The following is a 26,031-nucleotide window of genomic DNA, read 5'->3' on the forward strand; positions in this document are numbered from 1 at the left end:
GCGGGGGCCCCGCCCCCGCGCCCCCTAATCCTCGACCGAGATGCGCTCGGCCAGGAAATCCAGGAAGGCGCGCACCCGCGCCGGCAGGGGACCGCCCTGCCCCAGATAGACCGCGTGGATGTCCTCGCGGTCGCCCGGATCGAAGGCCTCCAGCAGCGGCACCAGCCGGCCGGCCGCGATGTCCGGTCCGATATGGAACATCGCCAGCCGCGCGATGCCCACGCCGCCCAGCGCCAGCTCCCGCGCCACATCGCCGTCCCCCGCCCGCGCCACCGGCGGCGGCGCGGCGGAGACGCCGTCGCGGAAGGGCCAGGCGCTGCGCAGGCGCTGGAAGGTCCAGCCGATGCCCCGATGCCGCGCCAGATCCTCCACCCGCGCCGGCGTGCCGTGCCGCGCCAGGTAGTCCGGCGAGGCCACCACCACCACCCGGCTCGCGCCCAGCCTGCGCGCCATCAGCCCGGAATCGCGCATCGGACCCACGCGGATGGCGATGTCCGCGCGCTCCTGCATCAGGTCGATCACCATGTCCGACAGTACGAGGTCCAGCGTCACCTCCGGATGCAGCGCCAGGAATTCGGGCACCAGCGGCACGACGAGACGCCGGCCGAAGACCACGTTGCTGTTCACCCGCAGATGCCCGCGCGGTGCGGCGCCCGCCGCCGCCTCGCGCTCGGCTTCGCTGATCTCGGCCAGGATGCGCACGGCGCGGACATGGAAGGCCTGGCCTTCAGGCGTGAGCTGGAGCTGCCGCGTCGAGCGGTTGAGCAGCCGCGCCGAGAGCCGCGCCTCCAGCCGCGAGACGAGCTTGCTCACGCCCGAGGGCGTCAGGCGGAATTCGCGCGCGGCGGCCGTGAAGCCGCCCAGCTCCACGACGCGGACGAAGACCTCCATCTCGGCGGCACGGTTGGTGTCCAGGCGCGGCATGATGAATTCATCTCACGGATGATTGGACCACCCGCAACCTAACTCCACTCGCTGCGCCGCACCATCCTGGGATCCAGACATCATTCGGAGCCCGGGCCATGCCCATCGCCGTTCTTGCCCTCACCGCCGGCGCCTTTGGCATCGGCACCACCGAATTCATCATCATGGGCCTGCTCGTGCAGGTCGCCGAGGAGATGCAGGTCTCGATCTCCATGGCCGGCCTGCTCATCTCGGGCTATGCGCTCGGCGTCTTCGTCGGCGCGCCCCTGCTGACCCTGGCCAGCCGCCGCATGCCGCGCAAGATCGTGCTGCTCGCGCTGATGGCGATCTTCACCCTCGGCAATATCGCCTGCGCCCTGGCGCCGGACTACGCCTCGCTGATGGCCGCGCGCGTGCTGACCTCGCTGGCCCATGGCACCTTCTTCGGCGTCGGCTCCGTCGTGGCGACGGGCCTGGTGCCCGAGGACAAGCGCGCCTCGGCCATCGCCACCATGTTCACGGGGCTGACGGTCGCCACCCTGCTGGGCGTGCCCTTCGGCGCCTGGCTCGGGCTGGAGCTCGGATGGCGGGCCACCTTCTGGGCCGTGGCCGCCATCGGCGTGGCGGCCTTCGCGATCCTCGCGGTCTTCGTACCCGCCCATGTCGGCCGCGACGACGCCTCCACGCCCCTGCGCGAGGAGGTGCGGGCCGTCGCACGGCCGCAGGTGCTTCTCGGCTTCGCCATGACGGTGCTGGGCTTCGCGGGCCTCTTCACGGTCTTCACCTATGTGCAGCCGATCCTGACGCGGGTCACCGGCTTCTCCGAGGCGGCGGTCTCGCCGATCCTGCTGGTCTTCGGCGCGGGGCTGGCCGTGGGGAATATCTGGGGCGGCAAGCTGGCCGATCGCGGGCTGGGCCGCTCGCTGATCCTGACCCTGGCGGGACTGGCCGCGGTGCTGGTGCTCCTGGCGCCGGCGCTGTGGTCGAAGATCCCGGCGGTGGCGATGCTGGCCGCGCTGGGTGTCGCCGCCTTCGCGACGGTCGCGCCCCTGCAGCTGCGCGTGCTGGAGAAGGCCGGTCTGGCCGGACGCAACCTCGCCTCCAGCCTCAATATCGCGGCCTTCAACCTGGGCAATGCCCTGGGCGCATGGATCGGCGGCGTGACCATCGACCATGGGCCGGGCCTCGCCGCCCTGCCTCTGGCCGCCGCCGCGCTGACGGGCGCGGGTCTCGTGGTCGCCCTGATCAGCCTGCGGCTGGACGGGGCCGGCCGCCGGGCCGTGAAGCTCGCGGCCTGATCCGCCGGGTCAGGCGCTGGTGGACAGCTTCATCAGCACCAGCCCGGCAAGGATGAGCAGCACGGCCGCGATCCGCATCGGGCTCGCGGCCTCGCCCAGCACCATCACGCCGACCAGGAAGGCACCCATCGCGCCGATCCCGGTCCAGATCGCGTAGGCGGTGCCGAGCGGCAGCACGCGCATCGAAAGAGTGAGCAGGCCGACGCTGCCCAGCATCGCCACCAGCATGACCACCGTGGGAACGAGGCGGGTGAAGCCGTGCGACTGCTTCATCGCGAAGGCCCAGACGATCTCCAGGATTCCGGCGGCGACGAGATAGATCCAGGCCATGATACGGCCCTCCAGAACAGGGGCCGGGTCGTCCCGGACATGCGTAACCCGTGGTGGGGAGGTCGTCCTCTGCGGCCCCATATAGTGGGTATGGGCGGCACGACCAGAGGGATTTCGCGCGGTTCGCGGCTTGCGGCCCGCCGGCTCTCGACAATCGCGCGGGCCTTGGACAATGGTCGGCCCTCCCTTCAGGACGACGACGATGACCCTGACGATCTACGGCATCAAGAACTGCGACACGATGAAGAAGGCGCGCGGCTGGCTGGATGCCAAAGGCGCCGCCTATGCCTTCCATGACTACAAGGCTTCGGGCATCGACGCCGCCACGCTCAAAACCTGGGCCGGCCAGGTGGGCTGGGAGAAGCTGCTCAACCGCGCCGGAACGACCTTCCGCAAGCTGCCCGAGGCGGAGCGCGAGGACCTCGACGAGGCCAAGGCGATCGCGCTGATGGTGGCGCAGCCCTCGATGATCAAGCGGCCCGTTCTGACCCGGGGCCGGACCATTCTCGTCGGCTTCTCGCCTGAAGCATATTCCAAGGAATTTGTCTGACGCTTGCATGCGCCTTGGCGAAAGGCGACACAGGGCGACCAGATATCGAAGGTTAGGCTTGGCCCATGACGTCTCGTGACGACGAGCCCGCCCCGCTCGGCGGGCTGCTCGATACGCCGGATCTGGCGAGCGCGCTGGAGAATGACCGGTTTCGGCAGTTCCTCGACCATCTCCCCTTCGCCGTCGCCGTCGCCGAGTTGCAGCCGCGCGAGAGGATCACCTATGCCAATCCCGAGTTCCAGCGCCTTGCCGGCGAGGGGGCCTCGGGAATCGTGGGCAAGCCCTGGAGCCTGGTCGCCGCCGTCGCCGGCGCGGAAGATGGCGAACGCAAGCTGATCGAGGCCCTGGACGCCGCCGCGACCGATCCCGGCGTGGAGGACTATGTCGGCCTCTTCCAGATCACCCAGGGCGAGACGCCGCTCGCCATCGACGTGTGGCTGAACCTGATCGAGGACGATCAGGGCGCGCCCGTCTTCCGCCTTCTGGCCATGGCGCAGAACCGCGAGCGCGACGCGGCGCAGCTCGAGGCCTATGAAAAGCGCGTGAAGGAGAAGGACACGCTGCTGCGGGAATTGCAGCACCGCGTGAAGAACAACCTCCAGATGATCACCGCGCTGATCCGGCTGGAGACGCGCAACATGCCCGACGATGCCGTGGGCGGCGCTTTCGAGCGGCTGGCCGGCCGCGTCGAAGCCCTGGCCCTGCTCTACCGCTCGATGTCGGAAGCCGATGCGGGCGAGACGATCGACCTCGGGATCTATCTCAGCCAGATCGCCGCCGCGGTGATGCGCGCGCATGCGGTGGAGGGCATCCGGCTCGACCTCAAGGTCGATTCCTGGCCCGTCTCGGTCAATGTCGCGATGCCGACGGGGCTCGTGGTCAACGAGCTCCTGACCAATGCGCTGAAACACGCCTTCGAGGGCCGGGACGGCGGGACCATCACCCTGCACAGCCTGGTGGATGAGAAGGGCTGCCGCGTCGTCATCGCCGATGACGGGAACGGTCTTCCGGAGGGCGTGGAATGGCCCAAGCCCGACCGGCTCGGCGCAATGATCGTTCAGTCGCTGCGGCAGAATGCCGCAGCGAGGCTGGACGTCGTCTCCTCGCCGGGCCAGGGGCTGCGGGTGACCATCCGCTTCGCCCGGGACGATGCGGCCTGAAGCTTTTTCCGATCGAACAGGCTCACTTCAAAAGCTCCGGCCTGTTGTTTTCCGACCAGCTTCACCCGATCAGGCCAAGCAGCCTGATCGGGATCTGCTCCTGGATCCGCCCTCAGACGCGGATCCAGGTCTCCGAGAAGGCCAGCATCGCCGTCGAGATGCGCTGCCCCGCGATCTCGCGCGGGATCGGCGCGCCCGGCCGGGCCTGGCCGTTCACCGTGATGGTCGCCTTGGCGCAACCCACGAAGAGGCTGGGCATGTGGTGCCGGCCCGTGGCCGACTGCGCCGGCGCTAAAGCGAAGCAGAAGGGCTTTCCAAGCCCCGACCAGTCCAGTTTCACGGTCATGTCGCCGGCCTTCACCGTCTCGCCGTAGCGCGTGACGGTGTCGCCATCGGCCTGCACGCTGTCGAGCTTGCGGAAGCTGATGGAGGCCAGCCCCGCCAGGCCGCGCCAGGCCCCGAAATGCGTGACGTATTCCGCGATCAGCCAGCGCGCGAGCGGCTCATTGTCCGTGAGGCAGACATTGCCCGGCGAGGCCTCCCCCGGCGATTGCAGCAGCACCAGCGCATGGCCGCGCCCATGCGGCGAGAGCATCACGCGGAAGAAGGAAGCGAGCGTGGTGAAGGGGCCGTTGGGGTCCTCCTTCAGCGAGATGCCGGGGTTCTCGCCCGTCCATTCGACGATGCCGGGAAAGATCGTGATCTCGGTCATGGAAGCAGTTCCCTTCTTGGTTTCGTTCAGGATCGGCGCGGATCGATGCCCAGCCGCGACAGGCGGCTCGCCTCGGCCGCGTTCACCGCGCCCTCGGGCAGGCGTCCCGCCGCCAAAGCGGCGATCTGCCGGACCGTGTCCATCGCCTGGTGATAGGCGGCCTGGGGCGTCACCCCGCCGATATGCGGCGTGGCCACCACATCGGCCCGGCGCGCCAGGCGCGGGCTCGGCATCTGGTCGGGCGCGCGGCCCACATCCATCGCGGCGCCGCCGAGATGGCCGGAATCCAGCGCCGCTTCCAGCGCCGCCTCGTCCACAAGTTCGCCGCGCGAGAGGTTGATGAAGAAGCCGCCGCGCTTCATCCGCGCGAAGGCCGCCGCCCCCATGAGGTTCGCGGTCTCGGGACTGGAGATCGCGAGGCAGACGAGGAAATCCGCCTCGGCCTGCACCTGCTCCAGGCTCGTTTCGGGGCACGTATAGGGATCATGCACCAGCACCGTCATGCCGAGAGCGAGGGCGATCTGCTCCAGCCGTCGCGCAATGCGCCCATAGCCGATGATCCCCAGCGTCGAGGCCGAGAGCTGCAGGTTGCGGCCCGGCGTCGGCATCTCCCCGCGCCGGTATTGCTGCCCGATGCGCGAGATGCCCCGCGCGAGGTCCAGGATCATGCCCAGGCCCAGCTCGGCCACGGAATCCACGAAGCCCGGAGTCGCGCGCGTCACCAGGACGCCGTGCGCGGACGCGGCCGCCACGTCGATCGTGCTGATATCCACCGCGCAGCGCAGGAAGGCCACTAGCTCGGGCGAGGCCGCGAAAGTGGCGGGCGTGCCGGGCGAGCCGCGGAAGGCGATGATGGCCTGGCAGCCCCGCGCAGCCTCCGCCAGCTCACCGTCGCGCAGATCGCGGTCGGTGGTGTTGCGCACGACGTCCGCATGGGTTCGCAGCTCGGCCAGGGCGGCCTCGCCGAAATAGCCCGCGAAGGTATCGGTGCCGTGCGAGAGGAAGACCTTCAACCGGTTGCCGCTCATCGTTCTCTCCCTTTGCCGGCAGGATGACGGCAAAGCGACGCGCCCGTCCACCGCTTGCCGGATCGCCCAGAGGGTCCACAATGCAGGCCGACGACAGCAGGGGCGGACGGATGCGAGCTTTGATGATGGCGGGCCTTGTGGCCCTCGCGCCGATGGGCGCCATGGCGCAGGACGCGGATGCGGGCCAGCGCGTCTTCAACCAGTGCCGCGCCTGCCACACCATCAACCAGGGCGGGCGCAGCGGCGTGGGACCGAACCTCTTCGGAATCCTGGGGCGGCCGGCGGCCTCGATCGAAGGCTTCCGCTATTCGACGCCGATGCGCGAGCGCGCGGCCGCGGGGTTGGTGTGGAGCGAGGAGAACCTGCTCGCCTATATCGCCGATCCCAAGGCGCTCGTGCCCGGCGGGTCGATGTCCTATGTCGGGCTGCGCAACGAGCAGCAGCGGGCGGATCTGATGGCCTATATCCTGCGGGCCTCGACCGCGCCCGCCAACTGAGGCGCGAGGGGCAGCGCCCCTCGCCCCAGCCTCTTCAATGCGCGCCGGCGAAAGCCAGCATCATCGCATAGACTTCCCGCGTCACGGCCGAGAGCGTCCGCCCCAGCTCCTCCATGTCGGCCGCCTGGTCCACGCGCTTGCCGACGCGGTCCTGTTCGGCCGGCGTTAGGATCAGCGGGATGATGCCGCTCGCGCGCGCCAGGCCGATCATCAGCGCGTCATGCGGCTCGGGGATGTCGTCGTTCAGCAGGACGGAGCGCAGACGGGCGCGCACCTCCATCACATCGGCCTCGCCCTCGGCGGCCTTGGGGTAGCGCCGGTCCGCGAAGACCCAGAGGAAGCGTCCCTCCTCCTTCCTCAGCACGCCCTTCGCCACCAGCCGGTCGAGGATCATGGTGCGGTAGTGCTCGCCCTGGCGGCCCAGCTCGACGATCCAGTGGCGGCTGTCGCGCATGCCCAGATTGGTCGCGATCAGCGTCAGCGCCTCGTCCTGCACGGCATCGCCGGTGGGCTTGTGGCTCGTCACCATCAGACGCTCGGGATCGGTGTCGATGTGATTGTCGAGCGAGAGCTGCATGAGGATGGCGCTGGCCACCGCATAGTCGCCAGCCGGCGGCGGCAGACCGATCGGTCGGCCCGTCTTGTCGTCGAGAAGAAGGAGCATGATCTCCTCCGGCATGGTGAGCTTCACGACAGTTCCTCCAGGCGGTGCCGCCGCCGGACTGCGCCGGGGCTGATTCGGGCGGGATGTTGTTCGGGCGCGCCGCCGCTGTCCAGCGCGCCGTCACGCCGCGCGGGCACCCCTTACATGGCATGGGCCTTGCTTGCCCGCCGGCACGGCCGAAGCGGCCGGCACGACGCGAGAGGGCAAGCACCATCATGGATATCGGCGTCTTCATTCCCATCAACAACAACGGCTGGCTGATCTCGGAGAACGCGCCGCAATACATGCCGAGCTTCGAGCTCAACAAGCAGGTGGTGCAGAAGGCCGAGGGCTACGGCCTGGATTTCGCGCTGTCGATGATCAAGCTGCACGGCTTCGGCGGAAAGACGGAGTTCTGGGATCACGGGCTGGAAAGCTTCACGCTGATGGCCGGCCTCGCGGCGGTGACGAGCCGCATCAAGCTCTTCGCCTCCACGGCCGTGCTGACCATCCCGCCCGCGATCGTGGCGCGCATGGCCAGCACGATCGACGACATCTCGGGCGGACGCTTCGGGGTGAACATCGTCTCGGGCTGGCACAAGGTCGAGTACAGCCAGATGGGGCTCTGGCCCGGCGATGGCCATTTCGGCAAGCGCTACGACTACAGCACCGAATACGTGCAGATCCTGCGCGAGCTCTGGGAGACGGGCCATTCCGACTTCAAGGGCGAGTATTTCCAGATGGACGGCTGCAAGCTCAGCCCCCGTCCCGCCCAGCGCCCCAGGATCGTGAGCGCCGGCCAGTCCGATCGCGGGATGGAATTCGGCGCGACCTATTGCGACTATAACTTCTGCCTCGGCGAGGGCGTGAACGAGCCGACGAAGTCGGCCTCCGTGCCCGCCCGCGTGCTGGAGGCGGCGAAGAAGTCGGGACGTCCGGTCGGCGCCTATATGCTCTTCATGGTGATCGCCGCCGAGACGGACGAGGCCGCCCTCGCCAAATGGGACGGCTACGAGAAGGGCGCGGATCGGGAGGCGCTGCGGCACCTGCTCGGCCATGCGGCGCAGGACGTCGGCACCGAGGAGAATTCGATGGCCGCGGTGGTCCAGCGCAATCCCTCGCCCATCAACTTTAACATGGGCACGATCGTCGGCAGCCCCGCGACCTGCGCGCGCCTGCTGGACGAGGTGGCGGCGATGCCGGGCGTCGCCGGCATCATGCTCTGCTTCGACGACTTCCTCGCCGGGATGGACATCTTCGGCACGCGGATCCAGCCGCTGATGCAATGCCGCAAGGACCGCCTGCCGCTGGCGGCGTGACCGCAAGTCCGCGGGCCCGGGCTCTCGCCCGGGTCCGCTCGCGTCCTACGCCGCGCTGATGCTGTAGCGCCGCGCCACCCCGGTCCATTCGTTGATCTCGGCCTTGATCCGGTCCGTGAAAGCCGTGCCCAGGACGGGCGCCGCCGGCGGCATGGTCTGCAGATCCTCGAAGCGGACCGCGAGTTCCGGCCGCGCCAGGATCTGCGGGATCAGCGCCGTCAGCCGCTCCACGATCGGCTGCGGCAGGTTCTTCGGCGCCGAGAGCCCCAGCCACTGCGCCGAGGTGAGGCGCGGAAAGCCCTGCTCGGCGAAGGTCGGGATCGTGGCCAGCGCCGGAAGGCGCTGCGCCGTGGAGATGCCCAGGCAGCGCAGCGAGCCGTCCTTCAACATCTGCACATTGGTGGTGACGGGGTCGATCAGGCTCTCGATCTGCTCGCCCATCAGGTCCTGCAGGGCAGGCGCGCTGCCGCGATAGGGCACGTGGTCCAGGTTCGGCGCATTCGCCTCGCCGGAGAGCATCGCGCCCAGCAGATGCGGCGCCGAGCCGATGCCCGAGGAGCCGAAGCGCACCGGCTGCGTGCGCGCCGCGGTCACATATTGCTCCAACGTCCGGAAGGGCGAACTGGCCTTCACCAGCAGAACGTTCGGCGCCTCGACCAGCAGGCCCATATGGGTGAAGTCGGCGATGGGGTCGAAGGGCAGCGAGGGCAGCGTCGCGGTGGAGAAGACGTGCACCGAGGCGTGGCTGACCAGCAGGGTATAGCCATCGGCCGGGGCCTTGGCGACGAAATCCGTGCCGATGACGCCGCCCGCGCCGGCGCGGTTCTCGATGAGCACGGTCTGTCCCAGCGCCTGGCTCAGCGAAGGCGCCATGAGGCGGGCGATGGTGTCGACCAGGCCGCCGGGAGGAAACTGGGCGACCAGGCGGATGGATCCGCGCGTCGGCCACGCGGCCGGCTGCGCCTGGACCAGAGCGGGGGTGCCGATAATTGCGGCAGAAGCCCCAAGAAAACTGCGACGTTGCATTTTTCGTAATCTCCCGTTCAACCTTCCTGCCGAAAGATTGGGCAGATATCTGGCAATCCCGGCCGGAAGGGGTGTCCCGACAGGGGGCCTCGCAAACCGCATGCCGGGGGTCTGCCGCCGGGCCTATCCTCGGGCGGCAGGGCTGGGCATAAGCGCGCCGCAACTGTTTCCGGCCCCGCCCGCCCATGATCCGCCTCGACAACATCAGCAAGCAGAACGGCCAGCAGCTCCTCTTCATCGAGGCGTCGGCCGGCCTCCAGAAGGGCGAGAAGATCGGCCTCGTCGGCCCCAACGGCGCCGGCAAGTCCACGCTCTTCCGCATGATCACCGGCCAGGAGCAGCCCGATGAGGGCCAGGTGCTGGCCGATCGCGGCATCAGCATCGGCTTCTTCAACCAGGATGTCGGCGAGATGGCCGGGCGCAGCGCCGTCACCGAGGTGATGGACGGCGCGGGCGACGTCAGCACCGTCGCGGCCGAGCTCGCCGAGCTGGAGGCCGCCTTGGCCGACCCCGAGCGCATGGACGAGATGGACAGCCTCATCGAGCACTTCGGCGAGGTCCAGGCCCGCTTCGAGGACCTCGGCGGTTACGCGCTGGAGGGCAAGGCGCGCGAGGTCCTCGCCGGCCTCAGCTTCAGCCAGGAGATGATGGACGGCGATGTGGGCGGCCTCTCGGGCGGCTGGAAGATGCGCGTGGCCCTGGCCCGCATCCTGCTGATGCGCCCCGACGTGATGCTGCTCGACGAGCCGTCGAACCATCTCGACCTCGAGAGCCTGATCTGGCTGGAGCAGTTCCTCGCCGGCTATGACGGCGCACTGATGATGACCTCGCACGACCGCGAGTTCATGAACCGCATCATCAACAAGGTGATCGAGATCGACGGCGGCAGCCTCACCTCCTTCTCCGGCGACTACGAGTTCTACGAGCAGCAGCGCGCCATGAACGAGCAGCAGCAGCAGGCGCAGTTCGAGCGCCAGCAGGCGATGCTCGCCAAGGAGATCAAGTTCATCGAGCGCTTCAAGGCGCGCGCCTCGCATGCCGCCCAGGTGCAGAGCCGGGTGAAGAAGCTCGACAAGATCGAGCGCGTGGAGCCGCCCAAGCGCCGCCAGACGGTGAGCTTCGATTTCCAGGCGCCGCCGCGCTCGGGCGAGGACATCGTGAACCTGCGCGGCGTGCACAAGCGCTACGGCAATCGCGTGATCTATGAGGGGCTCGACCTGCTGATCCGCCGGCGCGAGCGCTGCTGCGTGCTGGGCGTGAACGGCGCGGGCAAGTCCACGCTGCTGAAGCTGGTGACCGGCTCGACCGATCCCGACCAGGGCAGCGTCACCATGGGCGGCAGCGTGAAGATGGCCTATTTCGCCCAGCACGCGATGGAGCTGCTGGAGGGCGACCAGACCGTCTTCGAGGCCCTGGAATCCTCCTTCCCCCGCGCCAACCAGGGGTCGCTGCGCTCGCTGGCCGGCTGCTTCGGCTTCTCGGGCGACGATGTGGAGAAGCGCTGCAAGGTGCTCTCGGGCGGCGAGAAGGCACGGCTGGTGATGGCCAAGATGCTCTACGACCCGCCGAACTTCCTGGTGCTCGACGAGCCGACCAACCATCTGGACATGGCGACCAAGGAGATGCTGATCGCGGCCCTCTCGCAGTTCGAGGGCACCATGCTCTTCGTCTCGCATGACCGGCATTTCCTCGCCGCCCTGTCCAACCGCGTGCTGGAGCTGACGCCCGAGGGCATCCATCAATATGGCGGCGGCTACACCGAATACGTGGCGCGCACGGGGCATGAGGCGCCGGGGCTGCACAGCTAGAGCGAACCCTCACCGGGCTGATTCGCGAAAATCCGCCAGAGAAACATCGGAAGTTTTGACCTACGTTTCTTCGAATGGAGAAACTTCCGGAATTGCGACGCTACCTCAAGCCGCGGCCTTGCTGTAAAATCCCCCGAAATGCCGACGCGCTTCTGGCGTGGGCCAGGGCCGCAACATGACGACACCCCCGCCGCCGAAGCTCAAAGACGTGCGGCTGATCCGGTTCGGACAGCAGCCCGGGCGGCGTCGGCCAGCGGCGGAAGCCCCGCCCGCTCCGCCTCCGGAGCCCGAGGCCCAGCCCCCCGTCTCGGAAGTGGTTCGGCCGCAGCCCGGCATCTTCCCCAAGCGCGAGGCCGTGCCGAGGCGAACCCGTGCGGAACCGCCGCCCCGTCCCGCCGAAACCGCCGGGACGACGGACAGCGTCCGCATCCGCATCGTCGTTCCCGACGCGCCGCCGAAACAGGATCCTCCCCCTCCCACCGCCCCCCTCGCGACCCGACCCGGCCTCGACGACGCGTCCTTCTTCCCGCGCGACGAGGCGCCGCCGCACGTCCCTCGCCTCGCCGGCCCCGCGCGGCCGTCGCGCCGGCGCGGCCTGCTCTTCGGCACCGCCGCCTTCCTGGGCCTGGCCGCCTTGGCCTATGGCGGCTGGACCCTCCTCATGCCGCCCGATCCCGCATCCCGCGCCATGGGCCGGCTCGTGATCGAGCCCAGCCGCCAGATCGTCCAGCATCGCGACGGCGGCTATGTCGCGCGGCTCCTCGTCGCGGAGGGCGACCGCGTCGCGGCCGGCGACCGGCTCATCGCCCTCGATCCGAGCCGCCTCGCCTCCCAGGCCGGCCTTCTGCGCGCGCAGACGACGTCGCTCGGCGCCCTGGTCGCGCGGCTGCGCGCCGAGCAGGCGGGCCGGCCCGATCTGACGGTCGGTGCCGAGCCGGGCCTCGTCGCGGCCATGACCGAGCAGCGCGACCTTCTCCGCGAGCGCCGTGCCACGCTGGACGGACAATTGGCGACGCTCCAGCAGCGCAGCCGCCAGTTGCGCGAGCAGATCGGCGGCATGGCCGCGCAGGGCCAGGCCCGCACGCGCCAGATCCAGGCGCTGTATCTGGAGATGGACGGCCTCGGCGCCGGGTCCTCCCAGCGCTCGCGCGTCCTGAACCTGGAGCGCGGCATCGCGCGGCTGGAGGGCGAGCGGGCCGACCACACCACCGCCGTCGCCCAGCTCGAACAGACGATCAGCGAGGCGGAGCTGCAGGCCCTGCAACTGCGCCGGGACTTCACCGAGCAGGTCGCCGCGCGGCTGCGGGAGGCGGAGCCGGGATTGGCCGCCGCGCAGGAGCGCCTGGCCGCTTTCGAGGATCAGCTGAGCCGGCTGGACGTGCGCGCGCCCATCGCCGGGATCGTGACGGGACTGACGGTGCAGGCCCCGGGCACGGCCGTCGCGCCAGGGCAGGAGCTCCTGCGGATCACGACGGGGCCGGACCGCTTCTTCGTGGAAACCGAGCTGCGGGGCCGGGATGTGGAGCGTCTGGCGGCCGGTGGGGTCGCGCGGATCCACGTCGCGGGCCTGCCGCCGCCGCCCGTGACCGCGCGCCTGGAGCAGGTGGCCACGGAGCGGACGGTCGACCCCGTGACCGCGCTGCCGGTCTTCCGCACGCGCCTCGCCTTCGACGCGGAGGCCGCCGCGCGGCTGGCGGCCACGCGCCTGGTACCGGGCATGCCCGTCGAGGTCAGGATCGGCGCTCCCTGAGGGGAGCGCCGAGGGCAGGCTACTCCGCGATCGCCGCCGACCAGGGCGACATCACGTCCGACACGCCGACGCGCATCCCGCCGCGCTGCAGGATCAGGTTCGGGCAGGCGAAGTTGCCCGGCGCGACCGTGTGCTCGACCACCTCGACCTTGTCGTCCGCGGCCAGAGCCGCGAGCGTCGCCTCGCCCAGCCGCTTGTCGGCCATCACGCCGTCCGGGCCCGAGACGTCCAGGCGCGGGTGATGCGCGGCGGCCTCCGGCTCCATCGCGAAATCGGCGACGAAGGTGAGCTGCTGGAAGACCGAGGCCATGATCTTGCGGCCGCCCGAGGCGCCCAGCGCGATCTCCGGATTGCCCTTCGCGTCGAGCGCGATCACCGGGCACATGTTGCACAGCGGCCGCTTGCCCGGCGCGATGGCGTTGGGGCTGCCCGGGGTCGGATCGAACCACATCACGCCGTTGTTCATCAGCACGCCCGTGCCCGGCAGCACCACGCGGCTGCCCATCGAGGAGAGCAGCGTGGTGGTCATGGAGATCATCATCCCGTCGCGGTCCGCGACGGTCAGATGGGTGGTGCAGCTATCGGCGCCCACGGGCTCGGCCTCGGTCGGCGTGCCCTCGCCCAGCCCGGCGAGGCGCTCGGCATAGGCCGCGCGCAGCGAGCGGGCGAGATAGGCATACCAGGCCGCGTCCGGCACCGCGCCGTAGGGGGCCTGCTCCATCATGGCGAGCAGGCGCCTGAGCGTGGGCGCGGCGGTCAAGCCGTTGGCGAGCATCAGCTTGCGGCCGCGGAAGGTGGCCTCCATCGCCGGCAGGACGCGCGCCTCGCAGGCGGCGAGGTCGGCGGCGGTGACGAAGCCCTCCATCGCCTTCATGTCGGCCGCGATCGAGGCCGCGATGTCGCCATGGTAGAAATCGGCCAGTCCCGCGCTCGCCAGCCGCTCCAGCGTGTCGGCCAGCTTGCCCTGGCTGAAATAGCCGGGCGCGCCCTGATAGGGCGGCACGGGCGGCAGGCCGTTGGGCAGGTAGATGCGCGCGCTCTCGTCATAGAGGCGCAGCACGGAGGCGCTGTTGGCGATCTTCAGCGTGGCGAACCAGTCCTGCGACAATCCGCGCTTCGCGAGCGCGATCGCCGGGGCCAGCACGTCCTTGATCGGCAGGCGGCCGTAACGCTCGTGCAGCAGCTTGTAGCCGGCGACGGCCGAGGGGATCAGCGCCGATTTCGGACCGTGGATGTTGATGTCGCCCACGACCTCGGGCCAGGTGAAGAGGTCGTTCTTCATCCGCCCCGAGAGGGGATAGGCCGAGGCATCGAGGCTGCGCGGCGCGACGGGGCCGAAGTCGAAGGTCTCGGCCTTGCCGCCGGGCTTCATCACCTGGGTGAAGCCGATGCCGCCGAGGCCGGAATTCCAGGGCTCGACGGTCGCGAGCGCGAAGGCCGCGGCCACCGCCGCGTCGGCCGCCGTACCGCCGGCGCGCAGGATGGCCACGCCCGCCTCGGCCGCGTCGCGCGACTGGCTGGCCACCATCCCCTTCTCGCCCCGGCCCGCCGGCTTGCGGACATTCCAGTGCTGGGTGGTGTGCGAGGGGTGTTCCATGGCGCGCATCCTTCGTTTCGCTAAGTCAATCTGCGCCTTAACCCCAAAGCTCGGCAACCCGTGCGCCCCTTTCCCCTCACGGGATTGCCGGTTAAGGCTCATGGGCAAAGACGTCCGAAGGAGCGCCCCCGATGAGCCTGAACATTGCCGAACCGCTGAAGAGCTTCATCGAGAGCGAAGCCCTGCCTGGAACGGGCGTGGACGCCGCCGCCTTCTGGGCCGGCTTCGAGGCCGTCCTGCGCGAATTCGCTCCCCGCAACGCGGCGCTGCTGGCCAAGCGCGACAACCTCCAGGCGAAGATCGACGCCTGGCACCGCGCCAACCCCGCCAAGCCCATCGACGCGCCGGCCTACGAGGCCTTCCTGCGCGAGATCGGCTACCTGCTGCCCGAGCCCGCCGATTTCGCCGTGACCACGGCCAATACCGATGTCGAGATGGGCGGCGTCGCCGGCCCGCAGCTCGTCGTGCCGGTCAACAACGCGCGCTACGCGCTCAACGCCGCCAATGCGCGCTGGGGCAGCCTCTACGACGCGCTCTATGGCACCGACGCCATCCCCGAGGCCGACGGCGCCGAGCGCGGCAGCGGCTACAATCCCACGCGCGGCGGCAAGGTCATCGCCTTCGCGCGCAAGGTGCTCGACCAGGCCGTCCCCCTGATGGGCGCAGGCCATGCCGAGGCGCTGAAGTACACGGTGAAGGCCGGCGCGCTGGATGTCGCGCTGCAGGGCGGCGGCTCCGTGCCGCTCAAGCGCCCCGAGCAGTTCGTCGGCTACACGGGCGAGCCCGCCTCGCCGACGGCGCTGCTCTTCCGCCACAACGGGCTGCATCTGGAGCTGCGCATCGACCGCGCCAGCGAGATCGGCAAGACGGATACGGCCGGCATCGCCGACCTCGTGATGGAGGCCGCGCTCACCACCATCCAGGATTGCGAGGACAGCGTCGCGGCCGTGGATGCGGCGGACAAGGTCGACGTCTATCGCAACTGGCTCGGCCTCATGAAGGGCGACCTCAACGCCGATCTGGAGAAGGGCGGCAAGGTCATCACGCGCCGGCTCAATCCGGACCGCAGCTACACCGCGCCCGATGGCGGCACGCTGACCCTGCCGGGCCGCTCGGTGATGCTGGTGCGCAATGTCGGCCACCACATGATGACGGACGCCGCCACGCTCGACGGCGCGGAGATTCCCGAGACCATCCTGGATGCGCTCGTCACCAGCCTGATCGCGATGCACGACATCAACGGCCAGCGGCTGAACAGCCGCGCCGGCAGCGTCTACATCGTGAAGCCGAAGATGCACGGCCCCGAGGAAGTGGCCTGGGCCGTGTCGCTCTTCGGCGCGGTGGAGAAGGTGCTGGGACTGGCGCCCAACACGCTCAAGATGGGCATCATGGACGAGGAGCGGCGCACCACCGTGAACCTCAAGGCCTGCATCAAGGAAGCCGCCGAGCGCGTGGCCTTCATCAACACCGGCTTCCTGGACCGCACCGGCGACGAGATGCACACCTCCATGGAGGCCGGCGCCATGATCCGCAAGAACGACATGCGCGGCACGGCCTGGATCAAGGCCTATGAGGACTGGAACGTGGATATCGGCCTGATGTGCGGCCTGCGCGGCAAGGCGCAGATCGGCAAGGGCATGTGGGCCATGCCCGACGCCATGGCCGCGATGCTGGAGCAGAAGGTCGGCCATCCGAAGGCGGGCGCCAACACCGCCTGGGTCCCCTCGCCCACCGCCGCCACGCTGCACGCGCTGCACTACCACCAGGTGGACGTCGCCGCCCGCCAGACGGAGATCGCCCAGGGAGGCCGCCGCGCCCAGCTCGCCGACCTGCTGACGGTGCCCGTCGCGACGCAGACCAACTGGCCCGCGCAGGATCTCCAGGCCGAGCTCGACAACAACGCGCAGGGAATCCTCGGCTACGTCGTGCGCTGGGTGGACCAGGGCGTGGGCTGCTCCAAGGTGCCCGACATCCACGATGTCGGCCTCATGGAGGACCGCGCGACGCTGCGCATCTCCGCGCAGCACATCGCCAACTGGCTGCGCCACGGCATCGTGACGCAGGAGCAGGTGGTCGAGACGCTGCGCCGCATGGCGGCCGTCGTGGACAAGCAGAACAAGGACGACGCGGCCTATACGCCGATGGCTCCGGGCTTCGACGGCGTCGCCTTCCGGGCGGCGGCGGCGCTGGTGCTCGAGGGCGCGGCGCAGCCGAACGGCTACACCGAGTTCCTGCTCACCAAGTACCGCCGCGAGGCGAAGGCGGCCTGATCAAGCCCGCCGCACGTTCCAGAAGAGCGGGAAGCCCTTGAGCACCCCCTCGAGGTTCGAGCGGTAGGCCGTCGGCTGGTAGAAGACGCCGAGCGGGAGGTAGGGCACTTCCTGGAAGGCGAGCGCCTGCATCTCGCGGCAGGCGGCCTGCTGGGCCGCGAGGTCCGGCGCCTGGAACCAGCGGTCGCGCAGCGCCTCCAGCCCCGGGCTCGTCGGCCAGCCGAAGGTCGTGGCCCGGCCGATACCGCGCAGATAGGCATGGGAGGCCGGATTCACGCAGCTCACGCCCAGCGTGTAATTCGCCCAGATGTGCCAGCCGCCCTGGTCGGCCGGCTGTTGCGAGGCGACGCGTTGCAGCACCGTGCCCCAGTCCAGCGCCTGGTAGTCGAGGTTGAGGCCGATCCGACGCATCATGTCGCCCGCCACCTCGCTCATCGCGTTCAGCGCGGCGAAATCCGTGGGCACGGGGAAGACGATGCGCTCGCCGCGATAGCCTGCCTGCTGCAGCGCGCGCTTCACCGCCTCGAAGTCGTGCGGACCGCGCAGGGCTTCCAGCCCGACATCGCTCGCCATGGGAGAGCCGGGAGCGAAGAAGCCCACATCGTCCCGCCAGCGCGCGCGGTCCTCGCCGGCGACGGCGATCATGTAGTCCGCCTGCTTGATGGCGCCGAGCATCACCCGGCGGATCGCCGGATTGTCGAAGGGCGGCAGCAGGTGGTTGAAGCGCAGCATCGGCAGGAAGCCGAGCGTATCGAGCACCTCCACCTTCAGGTCGCGCCGCCGCTGCAGCAGCGGCAGGAAGTCGGAGAGGGGCTGGTCCCACCAGTCGATCTCGCCGCGCTGCAGGGCCGCCGCGGCGGTGGCGGCGTCCGGCATGGTCAGCCATTCCACCCGATCGAAATGAACGCGCTTCGGCCCGGAGAGGTAGTTCGGCGTCCCGCTTTCGCGCGGGACATAGCCGTCGAACTTCGCATAGACGGCACGGGAGCCGGCGATGCGCTCATTGGCGACGAAGCGATACGGCCCGCTGCCCACCATCTCCGTGACCTGGCGCAGACCATCCTGGGCCGCCAGCCGCTCGGGCATGATGACGCAGACATTCGTGCCCGGCTTGCCGAGGACGTCGGGCAGCAGCGGAAAGGGATGCTTCAGCCGGAAGCGGATCTCGCGATCGTCCGGTGCCGAGAGCTCTTCCACCGCGGCCATCATGGTCGCCGCATAGGCGTCGCGTGAGGCCCAGCGGCGGATCGAGGCGACGCAGTCGCGCGCGCGCACCGGCTCGCCGTCATGGAAGCGCAGGTTGGGGCGCAGCCGCATCTTCCAGAGCAGCCCGTCATTCTCGACGACATGGCCCTCCACCATCTGCGGATGCGGACGCAGGTCCGTGTCCACGCCGTAGAGCGTGTCGAAGACCATCAGGCCGTGATTGCGCGTGACGAGGCCGGTGGTCTGCACGGGATCGAGCAGCGCGAGATCGGCCTGGGGCACGAATTTCAGCACGCGCTGATTCTGGGCGGCGACGAGCGCCGGTTGCGCGACGGCCCCCGCGCCCGCCGCCCCTAGAAGTTGTCGGCGCCCGATCATGCCGCCACCTCGGGCACCCGTTGCGCGACCGGCGGGCGCTTGTCGGCCCAGGGTCGCGCCGCCTCGAAGGCGGCCGAGGCCTGCAGCACGCCGAGGTCGTCGAAGCGGCGCCCCACGATCTGCAGCCCGACCGGCAGGCCCTTGTCGGTGAAGCCGCAGGGCACGCTCGCCGCGGGATTGCCGGAGAAGTTGAAGGGGTAGGAGAACTCCGCCCACATCAGCCAGTCCCAGGGATGCTGCGGCCAGTCCTCGGGCTGGAGGAGATGCGCGGGGAAGGCCGCCGTGCTGACGGCGGGCGTCAGCAGGAAATCCCAGTCCTGGAAGGAGCGGTGGATGGCCTCGACGTATTCGAGCTTGGCGGCGCGCATGACGTGGTACTGCTCCGCCGTGAAGCTGCGCCCCGCCTCCATCATCGCGACGAGCGCGGGCTCCATCTGGTAGCGCCACTTGTCGAGATAGAGGTTGGCGCGCGCGAGGTAGCCGGCCGGCCAGAAGAAGCGCGCGAGATCCACGCCCTTCGGTCCCCATTCGGGCCGCACGAGCTCGACCGTGGCGCCCATCTCCTCGAAGGCCGTCACGGCCTTGGCCACCAGGGCCGCGACATCGGCATCGACGCGGGCATGGCCGAGGTCGGGGCTATAGGCGATGCGCTTGCCGCGCAGGTCGGCCTTCAGCAGGTTCGGATAATCGGCCGGCGGCGTCTCGCAGGAGGTGTGGTCCCAGGGGTGCGGGCCGGCCATGGCCTTCAGCATCATCGCGCCATCCGCGACGGTGCGGGTCAGCGGGCCCATATGGGTCGCGTAGTCGTTGTTCGGCACGGGCCAGTAGGGAATGCGGCCATAGGTCGGCTTCAGGCCGAAGACGCCACAGAAATGCGCGGGCATGCGGACGGAGCCGCCGCCATCCGAGCCCAGATGCAGCGGCCCGTAGCCGGCCGCCGCCCCCGCCGCCGCGCCCGCCGAGGAGGCGCCGGCATTGTAGCCGTGCTTCCAGGGATTGTGGGTGATGCCCGTGCAGCGTGCCCTGGCTGACGCCCTTCCAACCGAATTCGGGCACCGTCGTCTTGCCGAGCATGACCGTGCCGGCCTCGTGCAGGCGGGCGATGCAGGGCGCGTCCTCGTCCGGCACGTCGTCCTTCGTGGCGAAGGAGCCCATGCTGGTCACGAGGCCCTTGGTGGCGTGCATGTCCTTGATGGTGACGGGGACGCCCTCGAGCGGCCTTGGCGAGCCCCCCGGGCGCATAGGCCGCCTCGGCCGCGCGCCGCCTGTGCCAGCGCCATCTCCGGCGTCAGCATGGTGATCGCGTTGAGCTTCGGATCGAGCGCCTCGATCCGTTCGAGCAGGGGCCTTCGCCACCTCGACCGGCGAAAGGCTGCGGGCCGCATAGGCCCGCCGCAATTCGACGGCCGTCATAAAGCCGAGTTCGTCCGTTTCCATCGCGCAAGCCTCCGTGATCGGTGCCGGCAAGTCCGCCCCTGTCAGTCCCTTGATTGCGACGCAAGGCGGGTGATGCCAGCTTGCCCGAAACGTCGTTGGACCTTGTGGAGTGAATAACAAGACGCCGCGTTCCGTATGTCAATCGACGATGGAACACAGCCCCGTGCGCGCAGGCAGGCCGCGCAATCCCGCGGTGGACGTGGCCATTCTCGGCGCGGCGAAGGCCCTCCTGGCGGAGGTCGGCTGCGGGGATTTCACGATGGAGGGCGTGGCCCGCGCGCGCGGGCATCGGCAAGCAGACGCTCTACCGGCGCTGGGCCTCGCGCGGCGAATTGCTGATCGACCTGTTCTATCTGGATGAGCTGGAGGAGCCGGACCTCGAGGCCGAGCTGCCGTTGGAAGCGGCGCTGGCCGCCTATCTCGATGTCAGCCTGCAACGCCTCTACCGACCGTGGAACCGCAATCTTCTGCGCAGCCTTGCAGTGACGGCCCCAGGACGATCCGGCGCTGCGCGCGGTGATGCTCGCTCGCATCACCTGGCCCCGGCTGGAGATGGGACGCGGAATGCTGCGGCGGCTCCAACAACGCGGATTGGTGCGGCGCGACCTCGACCTGGATCTGGCGGTGGACATGGCGGTGGGCGCCATCTGGTTCCACCTGCTCTTCATGCCGGATCCGATCACGCCCGAGCTGCGCGACCGGATCCTGCGGGAGATGCTGGCGCTGGTCGCGCCGCGCTAATCCACCGTCACTCGCCCCGGATCACCAGATCCGGGATCACGTAGCGCTCGTTGCCGTCCACCGTGACGACCATGTTGTCCCCCTCGCGGCTGGCGACGACGGGCTCGCGGCCCTCGGTCGAGACCTGTCCGCTACGGAAGACGAGCGAACGCCGCTGGCCATTCGGCAAGGTGATCTCCACCGTCGCCGTCCCAGGTCCGTGGCGGCGCACGCCGAAGGGGCAGGTGACGGGCGCCTGGCCCTGGAGGCGGCATTCCACCTGGCCCGTCGCCTGAAACGGCGTGCCCGGAACGCGTGAATCGCGGCCGGCGGCAGGAGCGGCGGTGGGGGCGGCCACCTCGCGCAGATAGCGAGCCGAGGCCCAGCCGGACGGACGCTGCGCATCGGCCGGCCCGACGCTGCACCAGCTCGCGCCCGCCACATCCTGGCAGCCGAAGCTGCGCAGCACCGCGCCCTCGGGGAAGCGCAGCAGCGTCCGCGCGGAATAGGATGGGCCGCTGCGCACGGTCAGCACATCGCCCCGCGCCAGCCCCCCGACCACGCGGGCATCCGGCGCCCGCAGCGTGGAATCCGGCCTTGCGGGCGGCAGCGCGTCGTTCGCGCGCGCGCCGTGGCCGTCGAGGCCGAAGGCGATGGTGAAGCTCGCCTCGTTGGCGCGGCGGGCGGGGCCGCGCGCCAGAAAGACCCGCACGATATGGGTGCCGCTCGCCTGCACCGTGCCGGTGAACTCGTTCCCGGCGGTCCGGCTGTTATGGATCGGCGTGTCGCCACCCGGCGCGAGCACCACGTACTCCACGCTGCCGTTGCCCGGCCGGAAGCGGACCGTCATCGCTTGTCCCGCCTGCGCGTTCAGGCGGTAGTCCACGCTTTCATTGCCGCGCACGCGGCCGTTAAAGGAGGTCGCCGTCGCGCCGGATGAGAGGCGGACGGCGACGGCGCTGGTCTTGTCGGCGCGCGGCTGGGCCACGGCCAGGCCAGCGGGCACGGCCATGGCCGCGGCCAGGGGCGATCATCGGTACTCGGTTCCACATGGGCAGGGGTCCTCCTTCGATCCCTAACCCTGCTGGAGCCCTTGCGGCGGCATGACCGTCAGACGATGCGGCGGATAAGCCCGACGATCACGAGCAGCACCACCGCGCCCGCGGCGGAGGCGAGGATCACGCCGATCGTCCCGCCGCCCAGAATCAACACCAGCTGCGGGAAGAGATATCCCGCCACGAAGGCGCCGAGGATGCCGACGATGATATTGCCGATCAGGCCGAAGCCCACGCCCTTCACCACCAGCCCGGCGAGCCAGCCGGCGATCGCGCCGATGATGATGACCCAAAGAATACCCATGATATTCCCCCCCTGGGACCTGATGTCCCCTGCCTCCTATACGGGCACGTCCCGCGTCGAGGCCAATGAAACCGCCTTCGAAATGGCTAGGATCGTGCCATCGGATGGGCCAGGAATGCTGATCCCAGCTCAGGATCACCTCCATGCTCAAGCGCATCGCCGCAACCCTGCTGCTCCTCGCGACGACGGTCCAGGCGCAGAACGCGGTCTCGACCGGGCCGACGCTGACCACCGTGCGCGCGCGCGGGCAGCTTGCCTGCGGCATCTCCACGGGCGACCCCGCCTGGTCCCAGCCGGACAGCCGCGGCGAGTGGCAGGGCATGGACGCCGATTTCTGCCGCGCGGTCGCCGCCGCCGTGCTGGGCGATGGCCGCCGCGTCGCCTGGCATCCGCTCACCGGCCAGAACCGCTTCCCCACGCTCTCCACCGGCCAGATCGACCTGCTGAGCCGCACCACGACCGTGACCTATCTGCGCGACGTGACCAACGGCCTCAACTTCGCCGCGCCGAACTTCTACGACGGTCAGGGCTTCCTGGTGCGCGCGGATAGCGGCGTCGCACGGGCCGCGCAGCTGGACGGCGCCTCGATCTGCTTCACCTCGGCCAGCACGCATGAGCTCAACCTGCAGGACTGGTCGCGGGCGGCGAATATCCGCTTCACGCCCGTGGTCTTCGCCGACAAGGACGAGGCGCGGCGCGCCTTCGAGGCCGGGCGCTGCGACAGCTTCACGGGCGACGCCGCGCAGCTCGCCGCCATCCGCGCGGCCTTCCCCAACCCCGAGAGCTTCACTCTGCTGCCCGACCGCATCAGCAAGGAGCCCTATGCGGCGGCCGTACGCCATGGCGACGACCAGTGGTTCGATATTGTGAAATGGGTCGCCTATGCGCTGATCGAGGCGGAGGAGCTGGGCGTGACCCAGGCCAATGTCGACGAGATGCTGAACAGCCCGCGCCCGGCGATCCGGCGTTTGCTGGGGCAGACGGGCGATCTGGGTCCGGCCCTCGGGATGGACCGGCGCTGGATCTACAACGCCATCAAGGCCGTCGGGAATTACGGCGAGATCTATGACCGTCACCTGGGCGCGAACAGCCCGGTGCGGCTGCCCCGCGGGCTGAACGCGCTGTGGAACCAGGGCGGGATGATGTTCTCGCCGCCGATGCGCTGAGGCCCGTGACCGCCACCGCGCGCTGGTCCAGACTGCGCGCGGAGGAACCATCATGAAGCGTCGTACAGCCCTCGCGCTGCTCGCCACCCCGGCCATCGCCCAAGCGCAGGCCGCCTGGCCGCAGCGGCCCGTGCGCATCGTCGTCCCCTTCCCGCCCGGCGGCTCGAACGACGTCATCGCGCGCCCGCTCGCCGAGAAGATGCAGCAGCGCCTCGGCCAGCCGGTGGTCATCGAGAACCGGGCCGGCGCCGGCGGCTCGATCGGCGCGGCGCAGGTCGCGCAGGCCGCGCCCGACGGCTACACGCTCATGGTGTCGAGCAGCAGCTTCGCCGCCTCGGCGGCCATCCAGCGCACGCCCTATGACGCCATCGGCAGCTTCGACACGGTCTCGCTGCTCGCTCGCGCGCCCTTCCTGGTGCTGACCAATCCGAACTTCCCGCCCCGCACCATCCAGGAGCTCGTCGCCTATTGCCGCGCCCATCCGGGCGAGGTGGATTTCGCAAGCTCGGGCCCCGGCGGGATCAACCACTTCGTCACCGAGCTCTTCGCGCTGCGCGCCGGGCTCAGACTGAACCACGTGCCCTATCGCGGCATGCCGCCCGCCGTGACCGACCTCATCGCCGGCCACGTGCCGATGCTGATCACGACCATGGCCAGCGCCTCGGCCGCCATCCGCGAGAATCGCGTGCGCCTGCTCGCCTATTGCGGCACCGGCGCGCCCGCCGGCAGCCCGCCCGCCCCCACCGTGAAGGAGGCGACGGGCATCGACTACGAATCCTCCATCTGGTGGGGCCTGCTCGGCCCGCGCGGCATCCCGGCCGAGCCCCTGCGGATCCTCAACGCGGCCATCGCGGCCAGCCTCGCCGAGGCCGATGTGGGGCGCATCTACGAGGCCGAGGGCGCCGTGCCCGGCGGCTCGACCCCGCAGCATTATGCGGAGGTGCTGGCGCGCGACATCGCGGGCTTCCGCGAGGTCGCGCAAGCGGCGAATATCCGGCTGGATTAGGGGGCCAGGAAGGCCGCGCCTCCCTTTTTTGGAAGCCGGGGCAACCGCGCGGCTTGCGCGTCATTCAGCGCGCATGTCCCGCTCCATGATTTCCGCGCTCGTCCTCCTGGCCGCCCTGCTGGCGCTCTTCATTCTGGCGCCGGGGGTGCTGCTGGTCGTCTTCGCCGGCGCGCTGCTGGCGGTGGCCCTGCGCGCCCTGGCCGTGCCCATCGCGATGCGCCTGGGGATCGGCCGGGGCTGGGGCGTGATGATCGTCTCGCTGCTGGCGCTGGCGCTGGTCGCCGTCGCGATCTGGTTCGCCTCCGACGCGCTCACCGGACAGGTGGACAGCTTCCGGCAGGAACTTCCCGGCCTGGTGGATCGCGTGAAGGCCCGCCTGGCGGATTACAGCTGGGGCCGCTGGATCACCGAACAGGTGGATCCGCGCCGCCTCATCCCCTCGCCCGACGTGGCCGGACAGGCGGCCACCTATGCCTTCAGCGGGTTGGGCGGGCTGCTGGGCGGGCTGGGCGACGTGGTGCTCATCCTGCTGCTCGGCCTCTATCTGGCGAGCGATCCGGCCCCCTATCGCAAGGCGGCCCTGGCGCTCGTCGCGCCCGCCGCGCGCCCGCGCTTCCTGACCCTGATGAACGAGGCCGGGCAGATCCTGCGCGGCTGGCTGCTGGGCCAGCTCTTCGCGATGGTGGTGACGGGCATCTTCATCGGCGGCGGGCTCTGGGCGCTCGGCGTGCCGATGGCCGGGCTGCTGGGGCTGATCGCCGCGATCTTCGGCTTCATCCCCTATATCGGCCCGCTGATTTCCGTCGTGCCGGCGCTGCTGGTGGCGCTCGGCCAGGATCCGGCGCTGGTGCCCTGGGTGATCGGGCTCTTCATCGTGTCGCAGAACGTCGAGGGCAACCTGCTCACGCCGATGGTGCAGAGCCGCACGGCCCATCTGCCGCCGGCCTATCTGCTGGGCGCCCAGGCGCTGATGGGTTCGGGCTTCGGGCTGATCGGCGTGGTGCTCGCCGCGCCCTTCGCCGCGCTAGTGCTGGTGGCGGTGAAGGTGGGCTACGTCCAGGGCTGGGTCGAGGCCGGGGCGAGCGAGAAGAACCTCGGCCCCTGATGTCGCGCAAGGCCGGGAGGCGCCGCACCCGAACGGATGCGGCGCCGTAGCGGAACTCAGGCGGCCTGGTAGCCGATGACCGCCTTGATCTCCGTGAAGTCGTCCAGCGCCCACTTGCCGTATTCGCGCCCGTTGCCCGACTGCTTGTAGCCGCCGAAGGGCGCGGCCGTGTCGCCGACGGGATAGTTCATGAACACGTTGCCCGCGCGCATCTGCGACGAGATCCGGCGCGCGCTCTCGACATCGCCCGACTGCACATAGGCCGCGAGGCCGTAGATGGTGTCGTTGGCCATCTGCACGGCCTCGGCCTCGTCCTTGTAAGGAATGATCGAGAGCACCGGCCCGAAGATCTCCTCGCGCGCGATGGTCATGTCGTTGCGCACGCCGGCGAAGATCGTGGGGCGCACGAAATAGCCGCGGTTGAGGTTCTCCGGCCGGCCGGGGCCGCCCGTCACCAGCTCCGCGCCTTCCTCGATGCCCTTCTGGATCAGGCCCTGGATCTTCTCGAACTGCACGCCGCTGACCACGGGGCCGAGATTGCTCTTGGGGTCGTTCACGTCGCCAACGACGAGCTTCTCGGCCGCCGCCTTGGCGATGGCCTTGGCCTCCTCGTGGCGCTCGGCGGGGACGAACATGCGCGTGGGCGCGTTGCAGGACTGCCCGCTATTGCCCATCATCCCGACCACGCCCTTGGTCACGGCCGCCTGGAAGTCGACATCCGCCAGCAGGATATTGGCCGACTTGCCGCCCAGCTCCTGCGAGA

At 69.8% G+C, this 26,031-nt stretch carries 23 protein-coding genes and 2 pseudogenes; 12 read left to right on the top strand and 13 right to left on the bottom strand.

The features are described from left to right. Positions 1 to 24 precede the first annotated feature (24 nt). On the bottom strand, positions 25 to 924 hold the full coding sequence (locus ACO057_RS23390; RefSeq protein ID WP_421996058.1) for a LysR family transcriptional regulator: 900 nt from the start codon (positions 922 to 924) through the stop codon (positions 25 to 27). 98 nt (positions 925 to 1,022) lie between these two features. Here ACO057_RS23390 and ACO057_RS23395 point away from each other — a divergent pair, with 98 nt between their 5' ends. Further along, positions 1,023 to 2,201, top strand: a complete 1,179-nt coding sequence (locus tag ACO057_RS23395; protein ID WP_421996060.1) for an MFS transporter — start codon at positions 1,023 to 1,025, stop codon at positions 2,199 to 2,201. A gap of 9 nt (positions 2,202 to 2,210) precedes the next feature. Here the strand turns inward: ACO057_RS23395 and ACO057_RS23400 are convergent, their stop codons facing one another. Next, positions 2,211 to 2,531: a DMT family transporter gene (locus tag ACO057_RS23400; RefSeq protein WP_421996062.1), complete on the bottom strand. Its 321-nt coding sequence runs from the start codon at positions 2,529 to 2,531 to the stop codon at positions 2,211 to 2,213. 202 nt (positions 2,532 to 2,733) lie between these two features. Between ACO057_RS23400 and ACO057_RS23405 the strand changes: the two genes are divergently transcribed. Both ACO057_RS23405 and ACO057_RS23410 read left to right on the top strand, forming a co-directional pair. Beyond that, positions 2,734 to 3,081, top strand: a complete 348-nt coding sequence (locus ACO057_RS23405; protein ID WP_421996064.1) for an ArsC family reductase — start codon at positions 2,734 to 2,736, stop codon at positions 3,079 to 3,081. Positions 3,082 to 3,146: 65 nt separating this feature from the next. Then, positions 3,147 to 4,241, top strand: a complete 1,095-nt coding sequence (locus tag ACO057_RS23410; protein WP_421996066.1) for a sensor histidine kinase — start codon at positions 3,147 to 3,149, stop codon at positions 4,239 to 4,241. Positions 4,242 to 4,353: 112 nt separating this feature from the next. Here the strand turns inward: ACO057_RS23410 and ACO057_RS23415 are convergent, their stop codons facing one another. Then, positions 4,354 to 4,953, bottom strand: a complete 600-nt coding sequence (locus ACO057_RS23415) for a hypothetical protein (RefSeq protein WP_421996068.1) — start codon at positions 4,951 to 4,953, stop codon at positions 4,354 to 4,356. A gap of 26 nt (positions 4,954 to 4,979) precedes the next feature. After that, entirely contained in the window at positions 4,980 to 5,981 is a 1,002-nt protein-coding gene (locus ACO057_RS23420; RefSeq protein WP_421996070.1) for an NAD(P)-dependent oxidoreductase, read from the bottom strand. A 122-nt stretch (positions 5,982 to 6,103) separates the two neighbouring features. On the opposite strand from ACO057_RS23420, the gene ACO057_RS23425 reads away from it, so the two are divergent. Next, positions 6,104 to 6,478 (top strand): c-type cytochrome, encoded by a 375-nt coding sequence (locus tag ACO057_RS23425; protein WP_421996072.1) that lies wholly within the window; start codon positions 6,104 to 6,106, stop codon positions 6,476 to 6,478. A 34-nt stretch (positions 6,479 to 6,512) separates the two neighbouring features. Here the strand turns inward: ACO057_RS23425 and ACO057_RS23430 are convergent, their stop codons facing one another. Continuing rightward, positions 6,513 to 7,169 carry a GOLPH3/VPS74 family protein gene (locus tag ACO057_RS23430; protein ID WP_421996074.1) on the bottom strand — a complete coding sequence of 219 codons (657 nt, stop codon included), beginning with the start codon at positions 7,167 to 7,169 and terminating at the stop codon, positions 6,513 to 6,515. A 188-nt stretch (positions 7,170 to 7,357) separates the two neighbouring features. Between ACO057_RS23430 and rutA the strand changes: the two genes are divergently transcribed. Beyond that, entirely contained in the window at positions 7,358 to 8,440 is a 1,083-nt protein-coding gene (gene rutA / locus ACO057_RS23435; RefSeq protein ID WP_421996076.1) for a pyrimidine utilization protein A, read from the top strand. A 45-nt stretch (positions 8,441 to 8,485) separates the two neighbouring features. On the opposite strand, the gene ACO057_RS23440 is transcribed toward rutA, so the two are convergent. Further along, the gene (locus tag ACO057_RS23440) at positions 8,486 to 9,466 is read right to left on the bottom strand and encodes a Bug family tripartite tricarboxylate transporter substrate binding protein (RefSeq protein ID WP_421996078.1); all 981 of its coding nucleotides are present in this window, start codon (positions 9,464 to 9,466) and stop codon (positions 8,486 to 8,488) included. 185 nt (positions 9,467 to 9,651) lie between these two features. On the opposite strand from ACO057_RS23440, the gene ACO057_RS23445 reads away from it, so the two are divergent. Together ACO057_RS23445 and ACO057_RS23450 are read left to right on the top strand one after the other, a co-directional pair. After that, positions 9,652 to 11,274: an ABC-F family ATP-binding cassette domain-containing protein gene (locus ACO057_RS23445; protein WP_421996080.1), complete on the top strand. Its 1,623-nt coding sequence runs from the start codon at positions 9,652 to 9,654 to the stop codon at positions 11,272 to 11,274. A gap of 175 nt (positions 11,275 to 11,449) precedes the next feature. Continuing rightward, a complete protein-coding gene (locus ACO057_RS23450) occupies positions 11,450 to 13,024 on the top strand; it encodes an HlyD family type I secretion periplasmic adaptor subunit (protein WP_421996082.1) in 1,575 nt (524 codons plus the stop codon). Positions 13,025 to 13,043: 19 nt separating this feature from the next. Here ACO057_RS23450 and ACO057_RS23455 read toward each other — a convergent pair whose 3' ends face one another. Next, positions 13,044 to 14,621 carry a gamma-glutamyltransferase gene (locus ACO057_RS23455; RefSeq protein ID WP_421996084.1) on the bottom strand — a complete coding sequence of 526 codons (1,578 nt, stop codon included), beginning with the start codon at positions 14,619 to 14,621 and terminating at the stop codon, positions 13,044 to 13,046. Positions 14,622 to 14,752: 131 nt separating this feature from the next. Here ACO057_RS23455 and ACO057_RS23460 point away from each other — a divergent pair, with 131 nt between their 5' ends. Continuing rightward, positions 14,753 to 16,891 carry a malate synthase G gene (locus tag ACO057_RS23460; RefSeq protein ID WP_421996086.1) on the top strand — a complete coding sequence of 713 codons (2,139 nt, stop codon included), beginning with the start codon at positions 14,753 to 14,755 and terminating at the stop codon, positions 16,889 to 16,891. Here ACO057_RS23460 and ACO057_RS23465 read toward each other — a convergent pair whose 3' ends face one another. The 3 genes and pseudogenes from ACO057_RS23465 to ACO057_RS23475 form a co-directional block, all read right to left on the bottom strand. Next, on the bottom strand, positions 16,892 to 18,475 hold the full coding sequence (locus tag ACO057_RS23465; protein WP_421996088.1) for an ABC transporter substrate-binding protein: 1,584 nt from the start codon (positions 18,473 to 18,475) through the stop codon (positions 16,892 to 16,894). Further along, a complete protein-coding gene (locus ACO057_RS23470; RefSeq protein ID WP_421996102.1) occupies positions 18,472 to 19,482 on the bottom strand; it encodes an amidase family protein in 1,011 nt (336 codons plus the stop codon). Before ACO057_RS23470 ends, ACO057_RS23465 begins: the two co-directional genes overlap by 4 nt. 61 nt (positions 19,483 to 19,543) lie before the next feature. Then, positions 19,544 to 19,912 (bottom strand): annotated as a pseudogene (locus ACO057_RS23475) (amidase family protein); the annotation flags it as partial. 504 nt (positions 19,913 to 20,416) lie between these two features. On the opposite strand from ACO057_RS23475, the pseudogene ACO057_RS23480 reads away from it, so the two are divergent. After that, positions 20,417 to 20,653 (top strand): annotated as a pseudogene (locus ACO057_RS23480) (TetR-like C-terminal domain-containing protein); the annotation flags it as partial. Between the two features lie 7 nt (positions 20,654 to 20,660). Here ACO057_RS23480 and ACO057_RS23485 read toward each other — a convergent pair. Continuing rightward, a complete protein-coding gene (locus ACO057_RS23485) occupies positions 20,661 to 21,644 on the bottom strand; it encodes an SH3 domain-containing protein (RefSeq protein WP_421996090.1) in 984 nt (327 codons plus the stop codon). A 98-nt stretch (positions 21,645 to 21,742) separates the two neighbouring features. Further along, on the bottom strand, positions 21,743 to 21,991 hold the full coding sequence (locus ACO057_RS23490; RefSeq protein ID WP_421996092.1) for a GlsB/YeaQ/YmgE family stress response membrane protein: 249 nt from the start codon (positions 21,989 to 21,991) through the stop codon (positions 21,743 to 21,745). A gap of 143 nt (positions 21,992 to 22,134) precedes the next feature. Here ACO057_RS23490 and ACO057_RS23495 point away from each other — a divergent pair, with 143 nt between their 5' ends. From ACO057_RS23495 to ACO057_RS23505, 3 genes are all read left to right on the top strand, one after another. Beyond that, positions 22,135 to 23,157: an amino acid ABC transporter substrate-binding protein gene (locus tag ACO057_RS23495; RefSeq protein WP_421996094.1), complete on the top strand. Its 1,023-nt coding sequence runs from the start codon at positions 22,135 to 22,137 to the stop codon at positions 23,155 to 23,157. 52 nt (positions 23,158 to 23,209) lie between these two features. Further along, complete coding sequence (locus ACO057_RS23500) at positions 23,210 to 24,163, top strand: Bug family tripartite tricarboxylate transporter substrate binding protein (protein ID WP_421996096.1); 954 nt, start codon at positions 23,210 to 23,212, stop codon at positions 24,161 to 24,163. Between the two features lie 73 nt (positions 24,164 to 24,236). Further along, positions 24,237 to 25,268: an AI-2E family transporter gene (locus ACO057_RS23505; RefSeq protein WP_421996098.1), complete on the top strand. Its 1,032-nt coding sequence runs from the start codon at positions 24,237 to 24,239 to the stop codon at positions 25,266 to 25,268. A 56-nt stretch (positions 25,269 to 25,324) separates the two neighbouring features. Here ACO057_RS23505 and ACO057_RS23510 read toward each other — a convergent pair. After that, positions 25,325 to 26,031 (bottom strand): aldehyde dehydrogenase family protein (locus ACO057_RS23510; RefSeq protein WP_421996100.1); only part of this gene is annotated, 707 nt, incomplete at its 5' end.

The sequence above is a fragment of the Roseococcus sp. genome (assembly GCF_965227005.1).
In the GTDB taxonomy this organism is placed as follows: domain Bacteria; phylum Pseudomonadota; class Alphaproteobacteria; order Acetobacterales; family Acetobacteraceae; genus Roseococcus.

What these genes read in the sequence shown, in the direction of transcription:
- ACO057_RS23390 (WP_421996058.1), bottom strand. Translation starts at nt 924, where the DNA reads ATGCCGCGCCTGGACACCAACCGTGCCGCCGAGATGGAGGTCTTCGTC.
- ACO057_RS23395 (WP_421996060.1), top strand. Translation starts at nt 1,023, where the DNA reads ATGCCCATCGCCGTTCTTGCCCTCACCGCCGGCGCCTTTGGCATCGGC.
- ACO057_RS23400 (WP_421996062.1), bottom strand. Translation starts at nt 2,531, where the DNA reads ATGGCCTGGATCTATCTCGTCGCCGCCGGAATCCTGGAGATCGTCTGG.
- ACO057_RS23405 (WP_421996064.1), top strand. Translation starts at nt 2,734, where the DNA reads ATGACCCTGACGATCTACGGCATCAAGAACTGCGACACGATGAAGAAG.
- ACO057_RS23410 (WP_421996066.1), top strand. Translation starts at nt 3,147, where the DNA reads ATGACGTCTCGTGACGACGAGCCCGCCCCGCTCGGCGGGCTGCTCGAT.
- ACO057_RS23415 (WP_421996068.1), bottom strand. Translation starts at nt 4,953, where the DNA reads ATGACCGAGATCACGATCTTTCCCGGCATCGTCGAATGGACGGGCGAG.
- ACO057_RS23420 (WP_421996070.1), bottom strand. Translation starts at nt 5,981, where the DNA reads ATGAGCGGCAACCGGTTGAAGGTCTTCCTCTCGCACGGCACCGATACC.
- ACO057_RS23425 (WP_421996072.1), top strand. Translation starts at nt 6,104, where the DNA reads ATGATGGCGGGCCTTGTGGCCCTCGCGCCGATGGGCGCCATGGCGCAG.
- rutA (WP_421996076.1), top strand. Translation starts at nt 7,358, where the DNA reads ATGGATATCGGCGTCTTCATTCCCATCAACAACAACGGCTGGCTGATC.
- ACO057_RS23440 (WP_421996078.1), bottom strand. Translation starts at nt 9,466, where the DNA reads ATGCAACGTCGCAGTTTTCTTGGGGCTTCTGCCGCAATTATCGGCACC.
- ACO057_RS23445 (WP_421996080.1), top strand. Translation starts at nt 9,652, where the DNA reads ATGATCCGCCTCGACAACATCAGCAAGCAGAACGGCCAGCAGCTCCTC.
- ACO057_RS23450 (WP_421996082.1), top strand. Translation starts at nt 11,450, where the DNA reads ATGACGACACCCCCGCCGCCGAAGCTCAAAGACGTGCGGCTGATCCGG.
- ACO057_RS23455 (WP_421996084.1), bottom strand. Translation starts at nt 14,621, where the DNA reads ATGGAACACCCCTCGCACACCACCCAGCACTGGAATGTCCGCAAGCCG.
- ACO057_RS23460 (WP_421996086.1), top strand. Translation starts at nt 14,753, where the DNA reads ATGAGCCTGAACATTGCCGAACCGCTGAAGAGCTTCATCGAGAGCGAA.
- ACO057_RS23465 (WP_421996088.1), bottom strand. Translation starts at nt 18,475, where the DNA reads ATGATCGGGCGCCGACAACTTCTAGGGGCGGCGGGCGCGGGGGCCGTC.
- ACO057_RS23485 (WP_421996090.1), bottom strand. Translation starts at nt 21,644, where the DNA reads ATGGCCGTGCCCGCTGGCCTGGCCGTGGCCCAGCCGCGCGCCGACAAG.
- ACO057_RS23490 (WP_421996092.1), bottom strand. Translation starts at nt 21,991, where the DNA reads ATGGGTATTCTTTGGGTCATCATCATCGGCGCGATCGCCGGCTGGCTC.
- ACO057_RS23495 (WP_421996094.1), top strand. Translation starts at nt 22,135, where the DNA reads ATGCTCAAGCGCATCGCCGCAACCCTGCTGCTCCTCGCGACGACGGTC.
- ACO057_RS23500 (WP_421996096.1), top strand. Translation starts at nt 23,210, where the DNA reads ATGAAGCGTCGTACAGCCCTCGCGCTGCTCGCCACCCCGGCCATCGCC.
- ACO057_RS23505 (WP_421996098.1), top strand. Translation starts at nt 24,237, where the DNA reads ATGTCCCGCTCCATGATTTCCGCGCTCGTCCTCCTGGCCGCCCTGCTG.